This is a genomic window from Gemmatimonadota bacterium, assembly GCA_026706345.1.
GTDB lineage: Bacteria > JAAXHH01 > JAAXHH01 > JAAXHH01 > JAAXHH01 > JAAXHH01.
This window is the reverse complement of sequence record JAPOYX010000232.1, coordinates 1-16,609: the sequence shown is the minus strand read 5'-3', so window position 1 is coordinate 16,609 and position 16,609 is coordinate 1. Positions and strand designations below refer to the sequence as shown.

General features: G+C 58.1%; 15 protein-coding genes and 1 pseudogene. 5 read left to right on the top strand and 11 right to left on the bottom strand.

Features of this window, described 5'->3' with window-relative positions:
* Nucleotides 1–18 precede the first annotated feature (18 nt).
* From OXG98_16285 to OXG98_16265, 5 genes are all read right to left on the bottom strand, one after another.
* Complete coding sequence (locus OXG98_16285; protein ID MCY3773565.1) at nt 19–4,869, bottom strand: Ig-like domain-containing protein; 4,851 nt, start codon at nt 4,867–4,869, stop codon at nt 19–21.
* A 252-nt stretch (nt 4,870–5,121) separates the two neighbouring features.
* The gene (locus OXG98_16280; protein ID MCY3773564.1) at nt 5,122–6,249 is read right to left on the bottom strand and encodes an AIR synthase-related protein; all 1,128 of its coding nucleotides are present in this window, start codon (nt 6,247–6,249) and stop codon (nt 5,122–5,124) included.
* Nucleotides 6,250–6,259: 10 nt separating this feature from the next.
* Entirely contained in the window at nt 6,260–7,678 is a 1,419-nt protein-coding gene (locus tag OXG98_16275) for an aminotransferase class V-fold PLP-dependent enzyme (GenBank protein ID MCY3773563.1), read from the bottom strand.
* A 13-nt stretch (nt 7,679–7,691) separates the two neighbouring features.
* Nucleotides 7,692–8,126, bottom strand: coding sequence for a YkgJ family cysteine cluster protein (locus tag OXG98_16270; protein ID MCY3773562.1), 435 nt, complete (start codon nt 8,124–8,126; stop codon nt 7,692–7,694).
* A 285-nt stretch (nt 8,127–8,411) separates the two neighbouring features.
* On the bottom strand, nt 8,412–8,759 hold the full coding sequence (locus OXG98_16265) for a RidA family protein (protein ID MCY3773561.1): 348 nt from the start codon (nt 8,757–8,759) through the stop codon (nt 8,412–8,414).
* Between the two features lie 622 nt (nt 8,760–9,381).
* Here OXG98_16265 and OXG98_16260 point away from each other — a divergent pair.
* Both OXG98_16260 and OXG98_16255 read left to right on the top strand, forming a co-directional pair.
* On the top strand, nt 9,382–9,558 hold the full coding sequence (locus OXG98_16260; GenBank protein MCY3773560.1) for a hypothetical protein: 177 nt from the start codon (nt 9,382–9,384) through the stop codon (nt 9,556–9,558).
* Nucleotides 9,555–10,316: a hypothetical protein gene (locus OXG98_16255; GenBank protein MCY3773559.1), complete on the top strand. Its 762-nt coding sequence runs from the start codon at nt 9,555–9,557 to the stop codon at nt 10,314–10,316. Before OXG98_16260 ends, OXG98_16255 begins: the two co-directional genes overlap by 4 nt.
* Before the next feature lie 716 nt (nt 10,317–11,032).
* On the opposite strand, the gene OXG98_16250 is transcribed toward OXG98_16255, so the two are convergent.
* The 4 genes and pseudogenes from OXG98_16250 to OXG98_16235 form a co-directional block, all read right to left on the bottom strand.
* Nucleotides 11,033–11,224, bottom strand: coding sequence for a hypothetical protein (locus tag OXG98_16250; GenBank protein ID MCY3773558.1), 192 nt, complete (start codon nt 11,222–11,224; stop codon nt 11,033–11,035).
* Between the two features lie 26 nt (nt 11,225–11,250).
* Nucleotides 11,251–11,766 (bottom strand): hypothetical protein, encoded by a 516-nt coding sequence (locus tag OXG98_16245; protein MCY3773557.1) that lies wholly within the window; start codon nt 11,764–11,766, stop codon nt 11,251–11,253.
* Between the two features lie 243 nt (nt 11,767–12,009).
* A pseudogene (locus OXG98_16240) lies at nt 12,010–12,363 on the bottom strand (IS1595 family transposase).
* A 14-nt stretch (nt 12,364–12,377) separates the two neighbouring features.
* Nucleotides 12,378–12,800, bottom strand: coding sequence for an IS1595 family transposase (locus OXG98_16235; protein ID MCY3773556.1), 423 nt, complete (start codon nt 12,798–12,800; stop codon nt 12,378–12,380).
* 739 nt (nt 12,801–13,539) lie between these two features.
* On the opposite strand from OXG98_16235, the gene OXG98_16230 reads away from it, so the two are divergent.
* Nucleotides 13,540–13,950: a hypothetical protein gene (locus OXG98_16230; GenBank protein MCY3773555.1), complete on the top strand. Its 411-nt coding sequence runs from the start codon at nt 13,540–13,542 to the stop codon at nt 13,948–13,950.
* 125 nt (nt 13,951–14,075) lie between these two features.
* On the opposite strand, the gene OXG98_16225 is transcribed toward OXG98_16230, so the two are convergent.
* The gene (locus OXG98_16225) at nt 14,076–14,534 is read right to left on the bottom strand and encodes a GAF domain-containing protein (protein ID MCY3773554.1); all 459 of its coding nucleotides are present in this window, start codon (nt 14,532–14,534) and stop codon (nt 14,076–14,078) included.
* Nucleotides 14,525–14,797 carry a hypothetical protein gene (locus tag OXG98_16220; GenBank protein ID MCY3773553.1) on the bottom strand — a complete coding sequence of 91 codons (273 nt, stop codon included), beginning with the start codon at nt 14,795–14,797 and terminating at the stop codon, nt 14,525–14,527. Before OXG98_16220 ends, OXG98_16225 begins: the two co-directional genes overlap by 10 nt.
* A 324-nt stretch (nt 14,798–15,121) precedes the next feature.
* Here OXG98_16220 and OXG98_16215 point away from each other — a divergent pair, with 324 nt between their 5' ends.
* A complete protein-coding gene (locus tag OXG98_16215) occupies nt 15,122–16,132 on the top strand; it encodes a GMC family oxidoreductase (GenBank protein MCY3773552.1) in 1,011 nt (336 codons plus the stop codon).
* A 221-nt stretch (nt 16,133–16,353) separates the two neighbouring features.
* Nucleotides 16,354–16,609 (top strand): esterase (locus OXG98_16210; protein MCY3773551.1); only part of this gene is annotated, 256 nt, incomplete at its 3' end.

Sequence of the window (16,609 nt, the reverse complement as noted above, 5' to 3'; positions counted from 1 at the left end):
CGTCTTCGGCGAACGATCCTACCAGGATTCCGGATCGGGAACGCCGGGGCTTACGACGATTTCCAGACCCGGCTCCGGAAGCATAGGCCTTGCGCGGGGTGATACGCCGGTCGGATCCAGCCAGTCACGCAATAAACCCCGGACCCGTCCCGTGTCCCGATCCAACAGTAGCGCGGCGCTGCGGTCGCCGTCCCTTTCTGTGGACACGACCCCCTCGGGTCCGGAAAGCACGATACGGTAAAGCCGTTCCGACCAGCCGGACTGCACCGGGAGCACGAACGCAAAGGCATTGCCCGGACCGTCTCCCAGTTCGGGCATTCCGAAGTCGGCCGAGAATAGTACGCTACCATCCGCACCCAAGCCTGCGAGCCGGTAGGGTCCGGATCGCGAGGGTACAGAAGGGGCGGAATCGACTACAAAACCGGGCTCGAGTTCCAATTCACCTTCCTCGTTTACCCCTCCCCAGACTAGCAGTCCCTTCCTCGGGAAACCCGCGGCAGCCAACAGCCGCGACGCGGTACCCCGGTGATGCATAGCCCGGGTGAACCCATATTCGCTGATCCATTGCGGATGGCAGTAACTCATCAAGTCCGCCGTCCCGGGAGCGACCAACGTACCATCGCGGAAATCGTAACCCCAGGAACCGACGGCCCCGTCGTCATAAGGGTAGTGCGGATCGGGGCCGCCGGCACCCCCGCACGGAGCGTGGAAGAGACTGAGATTGTGTCCGATTTCATGCGCGATCACCTCCGCATCCAGGTCGGACACGCTTGAAGTACCCGGAAGCTCGGCCTGTCCACCCCCAGCCCTGAGGATTCCCAGGTAGTAACGGTCGGAGCCGTCCAGGGCTCGTATCGCCTTGGTTTCCCGCAGTACATCATTCGAATTGTATATGACGGGATCGGTCGCCGTCCATACGGGTTCCCGGACTTCCACTTCGAAATCCGCGATAGGGAGCAGATTGCGCGTTTGCCAGAAAAGGTCATCATCGGAAGTCAGGCCGTCCGTATCCGCCAACACGCCAATATCGGGGCTTTCCATCCACAGGAAGGGTACCATGGTCAGATAGAACGGAGGAACCGTTCGTACGTCCAATGACTGCCGACCAGATTCCGGGATTCGCATTGCGGCTTCGGATTCAGCAACTATTGTTCCTGCCGGATCGATGTTGACTACCATCTCCAGGCCGGGCGACACCACCGTTCCCGGCACTTCCGCATTTGCCGAATACATCAGTGCACCCTCTTCAATTTGTGCCGGAACAGCCGCATCCTGTGCCGGAATTTCCACCGAGTGGACAATTTGGTTATCATTAAAAAAGACGGCCTGTACAGGCGGCATGCTCGCGCCGGGATCTGAACCGCCTGTGATGAATACACGCAGTAAAGCCGGCTTACCTGCTACCAGCGGCACGGGATGGGTAAACGACTGCGTGGCCTGCGTCATGTATGCTGTTGCACTGGTGAACTCGAGACAGAAGGCCGCCCGATGGTTTTGAATACTCTGCAGCCAGATCTGGAATGGGGGTGTCCTTGGCACGCAGAGTGCCGTATTGCCCAGTCGAAGTGTTCCCAGCGGAAGCGTCGTAATAGACTCGGTCAACGGGCCTGACAGAAGGGGATTCGAGCTAAGGTCCAATACTGAGAGGCTTGTCAGCCGCCCTAACTCGCGAGGAATCGAACCCGACAGGTCGTTGGAATGTAAATGCAAATGGCTGAGCCCGGTCAATTGCCCTAATTCGGCAGGGATCGAACCCGCCAGGTTGTTATTCCTCAGATCCAACAAGTTCATGCTGGTCAACTGTCCGAGTTCGGAAGGTATTTCACCCGATAAGTTGTTCTCGGCAAGGTCCATCTGCTCCAGGCTCGTTAACTGTCCGAGTTCGGAAGGAATCACGCCCGACAGCATGTTGCCTTTAAGCCACAATGTCTTGAGTCGGGTCAACTGTCCGAGTTCAGCAGGAATCTCACCCGTTAGCCTGTAGTTCCAGCCAAAATCCAAATGTTGCAGGCCGATCATTCGTCTGAGTTCGGCGGGAATCCCACCCGAAAGGGCATTGTCGCCAAGACTCAACTGTCGCAGGCCGGTCAACTGTCCGAGTTCGGAAGGTATTTCACCCGACAAGTTGTTCTCGGCAAGGTTCATCTGCTCCAGGCTCGTTAACTGTCCGAGTTCGGCGGGAATCGGACCTGAAAGGCTATTTCTCGACAGGTTCAGCAGAGCGAGTCCGGTGAGGTCTCCCAGTCCTGGCGGTAGTTCGCCGGACAGGTTGTTGTATTCCAGATCCAGAGCGGTCACTTGACCCTCTTCGTCCGCCGTTACTCCGTACCACTGATCCAGGGGCGCCTCGCTCAACCAGTTCTCACTATTTGTCCAGTCCTTACCGTTCATACTATGGTACAGAAGTTCGAGGACATCCCAATCCGGAATGTTATCCGCCCCTTCCGGCCTGGTGTCGGCACAGTCCAAAATGCTGTATTCGGGTATTTCGTCCAACCAGGCCTGAAACCCGGGATCCGGTGGTGCGCACATCTGTGTTCCTTCCATCCACAAATACTCAAGGCCCAGTTTCGTCCATTCGCGCGGCAGCGGGCCTGTCAGCCCTTCGTTGTCGCTGAAATCAACCCTTTCGAGATCCGTTAGCTCGGCCAATTCCAATGGAATGGAGCCGCTCAGGTTGTTACCCGCCAGATTCAGTTCGGTTATCCTGCCGTTCGCGTTTGTCGTGATGCCGTACCATTCCCCCAGCGGCGCATCGCTGTTCCAGTTCGTCCGATCAGTCCACTCCGGGCCGTTCGCGCTGTTGAATAGCGCAAACAGGGCCCTGAACGTATTGAGATCAAAATCATCACATGAGGATACCCTTCTTGCCGGAATGGTCCGAAGCCATTCCTGGAATTCGGTGTCCGGCGGCGTACACAACCGGGTGTCGGCCAACTGCAGCTCCTGAAGTTCAAGATTGATGAGTTCCCGGGGTAAAGGGCCCCTCAGGAAGCCATTCGAACTGAGATCCAGCGAATTAAGCTTCGAAAGGCCGGCCAGCTCCGCCGGAACAGATCCGCTTAGATTGTTGTTCGCAAGATCGATACGCGTCACGCGGCCTGCCGCGTCCGTGGTCACGCCGTACCAAGTACGCAAAGGACGGTCACTCAACCAGTTCGAATGGTCATTCCAGTTATGTCCATTCGTCGCGTTGTACAGCGTTGCCAGCGCGCTGGATTCCAGGTCAGCGCAGGTAGTTACCGTCTTCACCGCAATCTGCGCCAACCATGCCTCGTAACCGCCATCCGGCGGTACACAAAGCCGCGTGCCTTCAAGCAACAGTTCTTCCAGTGGAAGCCGGGTGTACGAACGGGGCAGGATACCCGAGAGACCGGGATTCGAGAACAGGTGCAGACGGGTAAGGTTGGCCAATTGCCCCAGTTCCGAAGGAGCGCTGCCGGACAACCGGTTGCCGGCGAGTCCCAGCCGCTTCAGTTTGTCGAGCCGGCCTAAATCCCCGGGTATTTGTCCCTCCAGTTGATTGTGATCCAGCACCAACTCCGAGAGGTCATCCAGCATGGACAGGCCGGGTGGTATGGCACCGGTTAACCGGTTGTCGGCAAGAACCAGCGACTGCAGTTCCGTCAGTCCGGAAATCGCCAGCGGGATTGGTCCGGACAGCCGGTTCTGATCCAACCGCAATGAGGTCAGCTGTCTTAATCGCCCGAGTCCGCCCGGAATCGGTCCGCTCAGTTCATTGACCGAGAGCGACAGCCTCGTGAGTCCTGCCAGGTCACCCAGTTCTGCCGGTATGGTTCCGGAAAGCCGGTTGAAGGACAGGACCAATTCATCTAATTCTGCAAGTTGACCGAGTTCCGAGGGGATCACCCCGGACAACTGATTACTCGACAGCGCCAGATGTTCTAGTTTGGACAATCGTCCGAGGTCCTGTGGGACGTGACCTGTCAACTGGTTATGGTTGAGGCGAAGCGTCACGAGTTCTTCCAGGTTTCCCAATTCGGTCGTGATCGTGCCGCGCAAGTTGTTGTTCGGCAAGTTGATTTCCACTACCCGCCCGTCCGCGTCGACCGTCACGCCGTACCAACTATTAAGGCGGTGTACGCTTTTCCAGTTCGTCTTGACCGTCCAGTGCTCGCCTCCGGCGCTTTCGTAGAAGGCAACCAGAATATCCCTGTCGATCTGGGGAACGAGGACCGTAATCGCGGCAGTCGCCGATACGCCTCCCGCCGTGGCGGTGATGGTGGCCGTGCCGTTCACGACCGCCGTCACCAACCCCCCGTCGCTCACAGTGGCCACGGTCTCATCGCCGCTGGACCAATCCACAACGGCGCCGGACACCGGCTGCCCGTTTTCATCGAGGACCGAGGCGGTAAGCTGTACCGTCTCGCCTATCGACATCAGTGTGGCCATGGCCGGTTCGATCGTGATGCTGCCCACGCTCTGGCGGACCGTCACACTGGCGTTCTGCGAAACACTACCCGACCTGGCGGTGATGGTAGCCGAACCGTTGCCGACCGCGGTCACCAGGCCCTGACTGCTTACCGTGGCGACGTTTGCGTTATTGCTCAGCCAGGTTACTACGGCGCCTGACACGGGCTGGCCGTTCTGATCGAGTACCGAGGCGGCGAGTTGCACCGTCTGGCCGATCGATATCGGGGTAGCCGTAGACGGCGTGATGGTGATACGGGTGGGCTGGGGAGGAGTGGGGGTGGGGGTGGGGGTGGGGGCCGTAGGTTGCGTCGGCTGCGAAGGTCGGGTTGGACTGTCCTTGCCACAGGTAACCAGTACGAGGAAAGACAGCACCGCGACGATGCCCAGCAAAAACAGATATCCTGAGGCTGAATTCGACCGGCAAAGCTTCGACATTCTCGTTCCGCTACGGAAATTGGCTTGGTGTGAATACTGCTTGCCTCAGATCGAACTGTTTGCTCAGCAAGTAGCGCATCATGATCACAGGATAATCAAGTTATAATCAACAAAATTTCGCAAACATGTTTTTTTTGATTACAAGTGTCTCGTTATGATGTCAATGGTTAACACGAAGTATGCAGGAACTTCGAATATGCAGCATTTGAAATGCGTGGAAGGGAGGGATCTGGCAGCAGGTAACAAACGGGTTCAGTCCCGCAGGGCGAGACTTTCCCCGTCGAGCGTTACGCCCAGCGGCTCGACGACCACCTGGCGGGGGCCGTCTTCCACTACACCCGCAACCCAGGCGCGGATGCCTTCCGCTTCGGCGCAGGCCACTGCCGCGTCCCTGTCGTCCGGGTGGACGAATAGGGCAAAGCCGGCGCCCATGTTGAGGCTGCCGTAGGCCTCTTCTGCGGACTGGCGAGTCTCATGCACCAGGAATCCCAGCACCTCGGGAACTGGGGGCACTTCGAAGATGCGGTAGGTGAACCGACCGGGGTGGCGCATGATCTTTCGCCAGCCGTGGCCGGTGATGTTGGCGATGTAGCGCAGGCCGATGCCGGCCTCGAAGGCCGCTTCGGTAACGGGAGGATAGAGCACGGTTGGATCGAGCAGCGCCTCGCCGTACTTCCGGCCACCAGGCATGACCGTGGCATACCCCTCCGGCAGCCGTTCGGCCAGCTTGCGCGCGAGGGTAAGGCCGTTGGCGTGAATGCCGTTGCTTTCCAAAAGCACGATCGCGTCCCCGGCCGCCAGGTCCTCGCCCAGGGTGAGGCGCGACTTCGGCCGGATGATGCCCACGCAGGAGGCGGCCAGGTCGATGGCACCTTCCTCCACCACGCCCGTCAGGCACGGCGTTTCGCCGCCGCCCCAGGCCACGCTCAGTTTGTCGCAGGCTGCCTTCCATCCCCCGACCAGATCGTTCATACGTTCGGTGTCGTCGAACCAGTCCGACGAGCCGGCGGCCCAGTAGGCGTGGATGCTCACGGGCCGTGCGCCCACGGTGACGATGTCGTTGACGGCCGTGGCGATGGTGTCCTGCGCGATGTGGTCGTACCAGGTCCGTCCCGATTCACCAGGCATCGCCGGAACCGCCCGCACCGCGTCCGCCACCAGGGCCTTGGTACCCAGGCATTCGGTGATGGAGGCGAGATAGGCGTCGCCGATGTCCACTACGTAGGCCGACTCCCCGCGACTGGCCGCCACCTCGCTTGCGCCCGCGCGCTCGAGGTTGGCCCCCGTGGTCCGTGCCGCCTGCTGGGCGAGGACCTTCAGCGGATCGATCCGGTCGTAGTCGACGCCGGAATCCTCGTAGGTCAGATGGTCGCCGGACATGCCCGTCCTTTCAGCTTCCCGTGGTAAACAGTTCCCGCAGCCTGCGGGCCACGAGCTCCACTTCGCCGTCCTCGAGCTGGAGCGTGCGCGGCCCCGGGCCGTCGTAGATGATCTTCGGATCGCCCGCGCGCAACAGCCGGTCCACGTCATCGGCGGACAGGGGAACGGCCGACTCGTCCCAGACCAGTTCCACGTCGCAGTACCCGTGGGTGTTGAGTTCGTAGCGGGCTTCCAGGCCGTCTATGCCCTGGAGCTGATCCGCCAGTCGGCGGGCCTTCGCGTTCCAGGCCGCGATCTCAGCTTCCTCATCGAGCGCGACGTACCGTTCCAGCGCGGCGACCAGGCCGACGATTTCCTCCTTGCCGACCTTCAGCCCCCGACCGATGCCGTTTACCGGCGCGTTCTGCACCCGGGCGGCCTGGATCAGGTCGGCCCGGCCGGCGAGGATCCCCGTCGAATTCGGACCGCGTATCCCCTTGCCTCCGCTGACCACGACCAGGTCGGCGCCGGCTTCCAGGTATTTCGTCAGGTTCTCTTTCGGCGGCAGGTTGGACGCCAGGTCGATCATCACCGGCACGCCCCTGCGCTTGCCGATTTCTATGATCTCCAGGGGCATGAGCGTCTCGGGATCGTGTTCCTGCCGGTGGCGCACGGGAAAGGGCGGGACGCCCCGCGTCTGATGCTCGATATAGGCCAGGCCCACGAGCAGTGCCGTCCGCTCCGTGATTGCCGCCTCGTACTCCGCGCGGGCGCCGGCCTCCACCAGCTTCATGCCCGCGAAGCCGAACACGTTGTCGTAGAAGAAGCGATGGGCCGTCTGGAACAGGCACTCCACCTTCGGCCAGGTCGGATTGGGCAACATCCTCATCCGGTCCTGGTCGGATCCGGTCAGGACGCCCGCCGCGCCTACCAGCATCGCCGCGAAGGCGCCGGACGAGACTAGTGCGGCCTCCGCGCCCATGATCTCGGCAATGCGCCGCCCCGCCGCGTCGTGCAGTTCCGCCATGTCCACGAAATAGCGGTTGGCCTCGGCCATGGCCTCCACCACCTCGGCCGGCATGCGCGAACCGCCCATGCTCGACAGGTGCTCATGGGCGCCGACGTGGGGCCGCACGCCCAGCAGCCGGGTATAGACGTTGTCCCTCAGGCCGGCTGCCAGGGCCTCCGGATCGCCGCCCGTGCCGCCGGAACTACCGACACCGCCCGTGTCGCCCGCACCACCGTCTCCCGCCGATCCATCCGACTCGCTCGCACTCCTGCAACCGACCGCCGCGACGCCCGCCGCGCCGGCCATGCCGGCCAGGGCACTCACTCTGATGAACGTGCGCCGGTTGAACCGGTCCAACCTGTCCGGCCAGACCAGCCCGTTTTCCACTTCCGCCGAATCAGGCCCATCAACACGCTTGTCTTCCCGAATGTCCTCGTCCATGAGTCCACACTCCCTACGTCCGCTTCTTCGCCGCCATCAGGTTCTTCGTCCGGCTTGCCACCTGTGCCTCGATCTCCTTGCGCGTCCAGCGCTTCCCCTTGTTCATGCCCCGACACGTCTCAGCTTCCCGTTCCCACCGGCGTTTGGACTTCAGGATGTCCTGCCAGAAGGGGTAGCTGCTGCACTGGGACGGCCGCACCGGATAGATGGAACATCCCTGGTCGTAGAATACGCAGGGACCGTCATCCGGAGAGACCAGGGAGGCGTACCCATCGATATCTTCCGTATACCTCTCCAGGAAGGTTTCGAACGGCAGGTCCAGGAACTCGGCGATGCGCCGGAACTCCTTCTCGCTGCCGTAGATGAATCCACCCGGGAAGGTGCAGCAGTGGCCGCACCCGTGGCAGGAGAACTGCAGTCCGTCGTGCCAGAACTTGCCTTTAGCCATGGCTATTCATCTTTGGTAACATTGAACTTCAGATATCCGCGCACTTCATCAACATTGGTCTCCACACGTTCAATCTTGTCTTCCAGTCTGGACAACCGGTCTCTCGTGCCGGATTCCACGAAAACATTACAAGCCAAAACCAACCGTTATCAAGGCACCTTTTATTGCTATATTGATCCAGGGTTTCTTAGCCAACTTATACTCCTTATGCAACGAATTCATAATTTGGATTCTTCTAATACAGTATTAGTCGGCCAAACTGGATGGTATTCTCGAAATAAAAAACTAATCTCCCACCGTGGCGATCACCTCGACTTCGCACCGTGCGCCGAAGGCCAGGCCGCTGCCGGCGAAGGCGCTGCGGGCCGGCTTGTCGCCGGGAAAGTACGTGACGTACACCTCGTTAAAGGCGGGCCATTCGGCGATGTCCGCCAGCATGACCGTGGCCTTGATCACCCGGTCCATGGAGGATCCGTTGGCCTCCAGGACCGTCCTGATGTTCTCCATGGTCTGCCGGGCCTCGCCCTGGATGCCGCCCGGCGCCAGATCCGTCGTACCGGGGATGTTCCCGATCTGGCCGGAGAGGAAAAGCAGATGCCCCACGCGCACGGCGTCCGAGAAGGGCAGGTTCATGCTCGACGTGGTCTCCGAGGTGAGGTAGACCGCCTCGGGCGAGGGCGGGGGCGTCGATTCGTCCTGTGACGGTTGCATGCATCCCGTGACCGAGAAAAGCACGATCCCGACAACCAGCAGCGTCGAAACTCCAGACATTAACGGCAATGCGACGTCCAGTAACGGTACGGAGGTCTTCCGTAACGGCGAAACGGCACCGAGTAGTCTTCCGATCATGTTACGCTCCATTTGTAAGGAGTGTCTGTCCATGCGAGTCAACTGGTCCCGGAATATGAAAAGGTAACCCTGAAACTAATGAATTGAAGTTGACCTGGTCAAGCGTACATGTTATCGGCACCTTGCAGGAACATCCGTCCGAAGCCCCCGGCGACGAGCCGGGTTTTGCCGGTTCCCGCAAGGTGAGCGGCACGGAGAGGCTGTACGAGGGCCTCGAAGAGTCGCCCTGCGAACGCTGGACGCCCGGGCCTATCTCAAGGCGCGGCTCATCGATTTTCTCATCGGCGATTCGCACCGGCACCGGGGCCAGTGGCGCTGGGCACGTTTTCCGGCCGGCGACTGCTACACGTGGCTGCCCGTTCCGGAGGACCGGGACAAGGCCTTTATCGATCTGGATGGCCAGCTCATGAAACTGGTCCGCCGGATCGAACCAAAGTTCGTCCGCTTTCAGGAGCGGTATCCGAACCACCGGGGACTCTCCCGTACGGGCTGGCAACTGGACCGCAGGCTGCTGGCCGAACTGGAGTGGAGCGCATGGGAGGCCGTGGTCGCCACGGTACAGTCCGAGTTGCCGACCCGGTGATCGACGATACCGTACAGCGGCTTCCGGGACCGTTCTATGCGCAGGTCGGAGAATTACTTGCCCGGACGCTGAAGGTGCGCCGGGACCGACTCGGTGAATTCGCGGCGCGGTACTACGGGTTCATCAGCAGACAGGTCGAGATCAGGGCAACCGACGAGGATGAATACCTCGAATTGGAACACCGGGCGGACGGCGCGCTGGAAGTTCGCATCAGCCTGGCCGAGTCGCGGAACGCTCCCCACTTCCGCCGCACCCTGTATCCCCGCGAGACGAAGGAAGTCAGGATTTACATACACGGCGGGGACGATCAGATCAGCGTCGGCTGCGGGCGGGCCGGGGTCAGGGTCCACGTGGACGGCGGCGGAGGCGCGGACACCTATGCGAACAACTCCCGGGCCGGTCGGCGGATGACGCGGTTCTACGATGCGCGCGGCCGGAACCGCTTCGAAGACAGCCGGGCGCATATCAATGAGCGCAGGTTCAGACGTCCGAGAAACGAGAGCGCGATCTCGCAGGACATATACAAACTAGACTGGGGCGGCATATCGGGGATTCGGCCGGTAGTCTACTACACTTCGGACATTGGCGTATACGCCGGGCTTCACTACAACCGGATGAGTTACGGCTATCGGAAAGCACCGTATGCCTCGCAACGCGGCATCGACGTCGGTGTCGCCTCAAGGGGGGGTGCGAAACCTTTGGGAATTATATACGTAAGTAACAATTATACACCATTTCACGGGGCTTGGACATTGTAACTTCCTCATTGGAACACAATGCTATTCCTTCGTTTCTCCTGATTGATTTTCCCGTCCCAAATCTTTCTTCGATTCTCTGTAATCTTGTCTCATTTCACGAACCAAAGATCGGAATTCTTTGGCGGCATCCAACATTACTTCTTGTGCCTCTTGCGAATCTGAAGTGGAGTTTTTTTACTCATGATGAACCTCCATGCGAGTGAAAAACTGCTCTGCAACAGTCGAATCATGGGGAAGTTTTCGTTGGCGAATTGCTATAATAAAAAGCAGGAAATCCAGAACCAACACCCCCTTTTCTTTGGTCGGACGAGCAAGTTTTGCTCACAACCCGGATTGACTGCAACTCCGCATATACTGAAGACTTCTGAAGCAATTATCTACGTCGAAGGGTGTGCCATCGGAACGAATCTCCCCTTCGCGGTCAAAACACAACGGACCATCGAAGTCACACTCAACGTCTGATCCATCTGAATTTAGCCATATCCATGTAAACCCACCGAAAGTTCTGCCGCTTCGTCTTGATTTCAACTTGCCTTCATCACCGATATTTCCCATGCATGTCTAAGACCGGGAGCGCCAGCGTGACCAACCTGGTCTTAACATCAGATATTCTTCATGGGTGACGATTCGAACGCTGGACGGAGATTTCGTAGGCGAATCGCATTGCCAACCGATAAACGCCAATGATCAGGAACGCCCACGGATATACCTTGCGGCTAATCTTCAAATTCGATCTTCACCTTTCTACCTAACGCCTTAGCCAGTTTTTCAGGCGTAGTCGGAATATGGATTTCTTCTTCCAATTCCGCCTTCGTAGGTTGGTAGGTGGACCGTTTCAACCTGACGGTTGGAACGGGCGGCGGTGGACTGCCAACGACTTCCTCTTTTTTGCGCTTGCGTTTCCCCATGATATTGCCCCAATACGAATTCGTTGTTAAAAGGGTATACGGTACATCAGTCCGCCCGAAAAATGCCGCCACTCATATCGGGCATACGTGTAGGATGCGGATAGGCCAAAACCGTTCCAAATCGTTGCACCGGCGTTTAGTAACATTACCGGATCAAAAACCTCTGATGATTCACCAAGCGCACCCAGGCGCAGGTATTTCAATACTCCACCCGCCTGTATTTCGACATAGTAACGGCGATCTGGAACCGTGATCCGTACACCACCAACAACAGGGATTTCCCGTGCGGTTATGTTCCCGGCAGGAATACCTTCAACACCTTCGGGAAGGTTGAACGTCATGCCACGATGGTCATAAAATCCTACGCGGGCGGACAGGTCGATCATTTCACCCAACGGGTACGTTAATGTAGCATTACCACCGGGGCCGCCGTCCGCCAGATCGCCCAAGTCGTTTGTCGGTACCGTCCATCCGGCGTTCAGTTCTATTGCCTGTCCCAATGCGGTTCCCGACACAGACAATACGAAAACAACGGTTATCAAGTATCGTCTCATCATAATGCCCCCATTATTCATCATTGTCTTCGTTGGACGGCAGATTATCCTTGTTGATGAACAGTTCTTCAAGCCGTTCTATGCGCCGTTCAAGGTCATTGTCCATCCTGCAACCTCCAAAAATAAAAGGTGATCAGACCGCCAATAATGATAGGAAGAAGCATGTCCATGAATTTGCTCCATTTGTCTTGGCGTATCACACTTTCCCGACTACCATTACTCATGGACGGTTCATCCCTTACTTGTATGCTTCTCCGACCAGTGATGATACACGCCGTGATATCCCCGCTTCATCAAGGCCCAAAACGACTCTACACCGTTAATCGTTGCCTGATCGTTCACGTATTCGCCGACACGGTGTTTTACCGTTTCGTGCTTCACGCCTTTCATGTTGAAATACGCCTTGTGGTCATCCGTGTACACAATAGCGTTTTCCGCCGTGTGCTTATGGACAAAACCCTGCAAGGCTTCGGAACCGATTGACGGCGTTACTTCGGCGTGAACCTGGCCCGTATCTTGGTCCTTGATCCCGACTACTGCAACCTTGCCGCCCACGCCGCCGCCCGGATGGGTCTTCTTGGAAGCGTGTTTGTTGCCTTCTAAGCCGCCGAAAAATGCTTCGTCAACCTCGACCGGCCCGGAAAATCCAGGCGTTCAGTCTCGAAAGCCTTGCGCAGTCTGTGCGCCAAATGCCAAGCGGTCTTGCAGGTAACGTCCAGATCCCGGCGTAGTTTCATCGAAGACGTACCCTTGATCCCCGTAGTGAAGAGGTAAATCTCGATCACCCATACCTGGAAGGACAGTTTCGAACTTTGAAGGATCGTGCCCGTCCTTACACTGAACATCTTCCGGTTGGGGCATTCCCTGCACCTGTGCGTCATTGTCGGGTGCTTGATATTAGACTGAACGTTGAACGTCCCGCACTTGGGGCAACACGGGCCTTGCGGCCATACCTGTTCTTCGTACCACTTACGGGCCTTTTCCTCCGTGTTGAACTTCTTGAGCAATTCGACCAGCGACATGCCTTTTCGGTATGATTTCCCCGGCCCTGATCCCGTTGTTGATTGTTCGCCCTTCGCCATTTCCAAAATCTCCCGTTCGTGATGTTCACTCTTGTTTCTATCTAACCTTAAATATACAAGAGTAACAACAGGCAAGTTAAGGGAATTTGTTACTTTTTTGTAAGGCGCGTTCGATTGACATCATTTTCTTCATTCAGTATCTTTCCTGATGATCTATTCTATCGTCTACTTGGATTTCCCCCAACGCGCTTCGGAACCCTGCCGGAGACTTTAACTATAGCACATCCGGACAATGCTTTGCCCCGACCATCCGGTCTCTGAGGATCCTTCTTGAAATACGGTGCCGGGTCTACTTCTATCCTGTCAGCCACATCCTCTGGCGGTGCATAGCCTTCCTGGAGCAGGACAAGATCTACGCCCAGATCCGGCAATGACCTCCATGCCGCCTTTGCCCCCCTTACTCCCTCCTGACTTAGCCATCATTCGCTCCTCAGGCGCCTTATACAAGAAGGTCCAGTTTTTCAACTGTGCGCTCGGTCTTCGCATTCAAGATCGCATGGTTATGAGCAACAATCAATATAATCCGCGCAACACAATTTTCAAGTCCGAAGTGGTACAGACCAGGGCTTGACAATGTGACACCAATACGTTCTATTAGTACCAAAGACCGGCATGGGGCCGGGTTCTCCAACCAATTTCAGTCAAACAAAGAAGATTGGACAAACTGGAAGGGGTAATCATGTTACGAATCTCATGTATCTTGTATATGGCAGGATTTCTGTTTATTGCGCCGCATGCGTCAGGACAACAACAGGTACAAGAGAAAGACCCTTGGATTGCTTTTCTGTTATCAGCGGTTATCACAGGGAGCGGCCAGGTTTACAACGGGCAGGTTGGCAAGGGGGTTATTCAGTTTTCGGGTCTCGTCGTAGGTTTGGGCCTTGCGATTTCCGAAGACGATAAGGGCCGGGAAGATAGCGATAGGGCATTGATCGGGGCCGGACTCTTTTTGAGCAGTTTCTTATGGTCCGTGATCGATGCTCCCATGACTGCTAACAGGATCAACAGGGAAGCGAACAGAACAACCTTGCAAATCAATCCGGTTATCAGGGGTGATCTTGTAGGGGCAAATCTGACGTTGAAATTTTAACGGATGCAAGGGTAGGGTGATCACGCGAAAAGGCCGTTGTCTAATCACGCCAACGGCCTTTTCTTCTGGTTTAGGCTTTTCGTACAGGTTGAAAGGATCGGGAGTCCAAATCAACCTGACCTTCCTTATGGTGGACGATTCCGGCGCGTGTCGCGCGGCGTTGGACAGCAAGTTGCCGACCACCTGGACGATGCGCTGCTGATCCGCCCGCACCCGGAGCAGGCCGGTTCGAGTCTACGGCCATTTGTCCGTCGCACGGTTACCACGTCAAGCAATTCCATGATGGACCGGTCCCGCATGTCCAGGTCTTTGACGATGCGACGAATCTCCTGGTTGTACGAGACGACCTGTCCGCTTCGGGCGTCAAACACCACCACCCCCACCGGCGAGGTGTCGATAAGCGCCCCCAGATCGGCTTTCGACTGTATGCCGGCCTGGTACTCTCTGGCGTTGGCTATCGCCGCTCCGGCCTGGGGCGCGAACAGCGCCATGACCTCCTCGTCCTCACCGGTGAACTCCCGACCGGCCTCCTTGTCGAGCAGGTACAAGTATCCCGCGGGCGCGCCCTGATGGCCTATTGGCACCCGATAAAGCTCCTTTCCATCAGGGAATGCCCCGGCAAACCGAACGAGACGAGGTGAGCCGAAAGGTCTTTCAGCCTGAGCGGCCGCGTTTCTTCTCTCAGGTGCGCCCAAAGTTCAGACGCATCGCGCAGATCCAGGAACCGGTCCTGCTCGCCGGGGGGCAAGCCGTCGGTGACGAAATCCCGCAGTTCTCCCGAACTGGTCCAGGTGGTGATCCCGCCGCATCGCGCGCCTGCCATGATCGTCCGGGCGAGGGTCGTCATCCTTTCGGCCGGCACGCTCGGTTCAACGGAAATCCTCCTTCGTTCGCGGCAAAACGGTTTGACCACGTCCGATATGCTGGGCAAGCACTTGAGCGGAAACGGCGACGTGCTGGGTTTCGCCTATAATACCGACCGCCGGATCAACAGTGTCGGTTACGGCGATAAAGCGCCGGGCACAATAGATCCGGTGGGGCCGTGCATCACCGGCGTGATCGACCTGCGGGGGCAGGACAACCTGGACGACGGCATGATCATCGAGGAAGGGTCGTTCCCGGACTCCTGTCCGCGACGTTGCCGGCGGCGTTCGCCGTTCAGGCCAAATTGGTGGGCAAAGACACGGCCAAGAGCTGGACCGATGACGCCCTGCAGTTTGCCCGGGAGGCCGAGAGCCAGATTCGCGGCGCGTACGAAGGCGCAATGAACAACACCCAGATATACCTGGTGATGACCCACGACGACGCCAACGGCGAGATGTATCTGCAAGACGACAGATTGCGCATCAAATGGCCCGGCGTCGGCAAGCAGGAGATCTTCAGAAAGGTCAACGAAAACCTCATCAGGGTCACCGAAGCCCACAAGGGCATATTCATCAAGAATCTACTCTGGTCCGAGTTTTTCGGTCACGACCTGATTACCGTGCATCCGCTGGGCGGTTGCGCCATGGGCACGGACGCCGGGGCCGGGGTGGTAAACCACAAAGGCCAGGTGTTCGCCGACACCCATGGCACCATGGTCCACGAGGGCCTCTACGTCACCGACGGTTCCGTCATGCCCAGGGCGGTGGGCGTGAATCCCCTGTTGACCATCTCGGCTGTCTCGGAACGGTGTTGCGCCCTGATCGCCCGGGATCGGGGTTGGGCGTACAATGTAGACCTGCCGTCTACGCCGCCCCCCGAGACCGTGGTCCCGGACAAAATCGGCATACGCTTCACGGAGACGATGAAGGGCTACTTCTCCACCAGGGTCAAAGACGATTTTCAGGACGCCTGTGATCAGGGCGAAAAGGACGGCTCGGATTTCCAGTTCATCCTGACTATTCAGACCGATGACATGGAACACATGATCACGGACGACGAGCACCCCGCGCGCATGATCGGGTCCGTCACCGCTCCGGCGCTTTCAGATGAGCCCTTGACCGTCACCGATGGACACTTCAACCTGTTTGCGGACCACCCGACCGAACCCGATACCAAGAACATGAAGTACCGCATGAAACTCGCCTCGGAGACAGGCGACCGGTTCTACTTTTACGGTTACAAAGTGTTGCGGGACGACTTCGGACTGGATATATGGTCTGATACGACCACCCTGTGTATCTCGGTATGGCGGGGGTGAGGACGATCAGGGTGAGTTACTGGGCAGAGGCATACTCAAGATCGACCCGGGTGACTTCATGATACAGCTAACTACCATGAGAGCGACCAACGCGGCGTCCGTGGGAGACGCGTTAAAGGCTTCCGCCCGGTTCGGTGCGTTTTTCGCGCGGGTTCTGCACAGGACGTACGGTTTCGTTTGAGTCGACTTCCGGCGATGCTTCCCGCCAACGGGAGAAATCCATGTCCGTTGAAAAAACCGACTGCACCTGCCGGGAGACGATCGTCCCCTTTACCGCGCGAGACCGGTTCGAAGGCAATCTGATCCACGTGGAAGGCCCTCGGAAGCCCGTGAAGGGGCCCGTGCTGCTCGTGCACGGAGCCGGCGTAAGAGCCAATATCTTCAGATCTCCAGTCGAAACTACGCTGGTACAGTATCTCATTGACCACGGCTACGACGTCTGGCTGGAGAATTGGCGAGCCAGCAGCGATTTCGACA

Coding starts and splice junctions, on each gene's coding strand:
- OXG98_16285 (MCY3773565.1), bottom strand. CDS start 4,869: ATGTCGAAGCTTTGCCGGTCGAATTCAGCCTCAGGATATCTGTTTTTG.
- OXG98_16280 (MCY3773564.1), bottom strand. CDS start 6,249: ATGTCCGGCGACCATCTGACCTACGAGGATTCCGGCGTCGACTACGAC.
- OXG98_16275 (MCY3773563.1), bottom strand. CDS start 7,678: ATGGACGAGGACATTCGGGAAGACAAGCGTGTTGATGGGCCTGATTCG.
- OXG98_16270 (MCY3773562.1), bottom strand. CDS start 8,126: ATGGCTAAAGGCAAGTTCTGGCACGACGGACTGCAGTTCTCCTGCCAC.
- OXG98_16265 (MCY3773561.1), bottom strand. CDS start 8,759: ATGAACCTGCCCTTCTCGGACGCCGTGCGCGTGGGGCATCTGCTTTTC.
- OXG98_16260 (MCY3773560.1), top strand. CDS start 9,382: ATGAAACTGGTCCGCCGGATCGAACCAAAGTTCGTCCGCTTTCAGGAG.
- OXG98_16250 (MCY3773558.1), bottom strand. CDS start 11,224: ATGGGGAAACGCAAGCGCAAAAAAGAGGAAGTCGTTGGCAGTCCACCG.
- OXG98_16235 (MCY3773556.1), bottom strand. CDS start 12,800: ATGTCGCTGGTCGAATTGCTCAAGAAGTTCAACACGGAGGAAAAGGCC.
- OXG98_16230 (MCY3773555.1), top strand. CDS start 13,540: ATGTTACGAATCTCATGTATCTTGTATATGGCAGGATTTCTGTTTATT.
- OXG98_16220 (MCY3773553.1), bottom strand. CDS start 14,797: ATGACGACCCTCGCCCGGACGATCATGGCAGGCGCGCGATGCGGCGGG.